Raw genomic sequence first — 2,053 nt, forward strand, 5'->3', positions numbered from 1 at the left:
CCATGCAGAGCTCCAGATGAGGTTGCTCTCTTTATGCCGTGGCTTTTGATTTGCGCAAGCGCGGAGCGCTTGGGGGTCCAAGGGGCGGAGCCCTTTGCGCGCGCAATGTGAAACATTGCATCAGTGCGCTCTTGCTTCTTTCTTTTAAGCCTTGTTTTTCAGATCTTTTCGATTTTCGCAGCGGAAAAATTCGAGACCTCCCGAAACTTGACGCAAGCCATTTTCCTGCTTGACTCATTTTTACGAGACAGGAGAAACGCATGACCACCACCCATCACTATCACGATCAAATTCAGCGCGCCACGGAACGACTGGCCCAACATCAAGCGCGCGAGCTTTTAGCGCAACAGCGCCAAGCGGTGAAGGCCAAGGAAACGCAGCGTCGCGAAGAAGCCAAGCGACGCGCGCGCGTGGCAGAGCTCGTGTTCCTTGCGGGCGCAGAATCGCTGGAGGATGCCGAGTTGGTGGGCGCGCTGTTGGCGCACGTGGGAAATCGGAGCGACGCCGGGATCCGTAACCAAGCGAGCTCACTCGGCGCGTTGCGAATGGCGATCACCAGCGCTGACGAAAGCCCGAGAACGCACTGAGCGTAGTCGCCAGCTCTTCCTATGCACGCACGCCGCATAGTTGCAGCAGTCCAAAAGTTGAGCTACAACATATCTGCCGGTCGCTTAAAGCGTCGGTGTTGTGCCCGCATAGCCACTAGGCTCCGGGTGCCCGAGGTTCTCTTTATAGAGGCGCGGGAATCATCCTTTGATTCCGGAGTCCTCTATGAGCAACAAGCGCCTCAAATCTCTTCGCACCAATGCCTTTCACGCACAGTCCGGCCGTTGCTACTACTGCGACCGGCCGATGTGGCTATCCTCACCCAACGAGCTGGGCTTACGTCCCCGCTCTGCACGTCCTTACCAGTGCACGGCCGAACACCTGATTGCTCAACAAGACGGCGGCTTGGATGTGCCCGAGAACGTAGTGGCCGCGCACACACGCTGCAATCAAGGACGCCACAAGCGGCAAGGGCCTGCACCATCTTCTGACGTGTTCAAACGGCTGGTTCGAAAGCGACTTGCAATGGGAAGATGGTGGCCCACGCCTCCAACTGGAACTCACATCGAATGTTGAGTCGTCGCCTGCTCCCCAGTGCCGTATTGCTGTTGACTGCCTGCTCCCCATCCTCTCCGCCGCCGGCCGAGCCATCGCCGCCCACGGAAAGCCCAACGCAGCAGCCGGCTGATCGTTCCGTGGTCACGCCCTTCCAAAAAGAGGTCGATCGCAGCAAGGCAGTGCTTTCATGCAAGTCCACCAAGATCACGCCAGAAAGCTCCGGCTGGGGGGCCCTGTTTGGCTGTATCGGCGGCGAAGCCGAGACTGTCAAATTCTTTATCAACGAAGAGCCGGGAACCGGCAGGGTCTCCAGCACGAAGTTCCTATGGAACGACTGGTTTAAGGATCGCGGTTATGGACTCCACGCTGACGCTAAAGCCGCGGACAAGATGATCCACGACCTCATCAAACTTTATCCCAGCGACCACGACAAGGCCTTGCTTAAGGCGTTCAAGGGCAAGAAGAACCTTACCTTGGAGAGCCATGGCTACCGCTTCGAATATACGTTCGACCGAGGGCCAGCCATTGACGAACGCATGATTGTGGCCACGCCGATTGGATCGGCACCATAACGCCACGCCTGAACCCCCGTTGCCGAGGACACTGACACCCCATGCGAATGAGCGATGCCTTTCGCCGATATGGCGTTGAGATCAAGGACCCGCAGTTCAACTCGTCCGCCCTGTCTGAGAATCCGCGCCAAGTAATTTTGAGCCTGTGGTCACACAACTTCTCTCCCGACATGTCCCGCTACGCAATGGAGACCGTCCATTGGAAGGGCAGTGGCAAGCACACTTTCCGCGCTCATCTCGAGCAGGCCTTCGCAGAAAACTTGCCAATCCGAGTCGTGGTGGCCACGACGTCCCCCCGCCCTGAGTAGCGATCGGGTTTAGAGTCCGGGGTTGATGATATCGGTGTTTGCCAGATGTTGGGCATAAGCGGACGGCGT

The 2,053-nt window shown here is 57.8% G+C and carries 3 protein-coding genes; all 3 read left to right on the plus strand.

Features of this window, described 5'->3' with window-relative positions; genetic code table 11:
• The first annotated feature begins 260 nt into the window (after nt 1-260).
• The 3 genes from XdyCFBP7245_RS23330 to XdyCFBP7245_RS23340 all read left to right on the plus strand — a co-directional run bounded on the left by XdyCFBP7245_RS23330 (nt 261) and on the right by XdyCFBP7245_RS23340 (nt 1,676).
• The gene (locus XdyCFBP7245_RS23330; RefSeq protein ID WP_104617711.1) at nt 261-587 is read left to right on the plus strand and encodes a hypothetical protein; all 327 of its coding nucleotides are present in this window, start codon (nt 261-263) and stop codon (nt 585-587) included.
• Nucleotides 588-852: 265 nt separating this feature from the next.
• Nucleotides 853-1,122: an HNH endonuclease gene (locus XdyCFBP7245_RS23335; protein ID WP_244907924.1), complete on the plus strand. Its 270-nt coding sequence runs from the start codon at nt 853-855 to the stop codon at nt 1,120-1,122.
• Nucleotides 1,116-1,676, plus strand: coding sequence for a hypothetical protein (locus XdyCFBP7245_RS23340; protein WP_104617713.1), 561 nt, complete (start codon nt 1,116-1,118; stop codon nt 1,674-1,676). Before XdyCFBP7245_RS23335 ends, XdyCFBP7245_RS23340 begins: the two co-directional genes overlap by 7 nt.
• Nucleotides 1,677-2,053 lie beyond the last annotated feature (377 nt).

Origin of the sequence: Xanthomonas dyei, from assembly GCF_002939865.1 — a bacterium.
Classification (GTDB): domain Bacteria; phylum Pseudomonadota; class Gammaproteobacteria; order Xanthomonadales; family Xanthomonadaceae; genus Xanthomonas; species Xanthomonas dyei.

Excerpts from the sequence above, each read along its gene's own strand:
- XdyCFBP7245_RS23330 (WP_104617711.1), top strand. The coding sequence starts at position 261 with ATGACCACCACCCATCACTATCACGATCAAATTCAGCGCGCCACGGAA.
- XdyCFBP7245_RS23335 (WP_244907924.1), top strand. The coding sequence starts at position 853 with ATGTGGCTATCCTCACCCAACGAGCTGGGCTTACGTCCCCGCTCTGCA.
- XdyCFBP7245_RS23340 (WP_104617713.1), top strand. The coding sequence starts at position 1,116 with ATGTTGAGTCGTCGCCTGCTCCCCAGTGCCGTATTGCTGTTGACTGCC.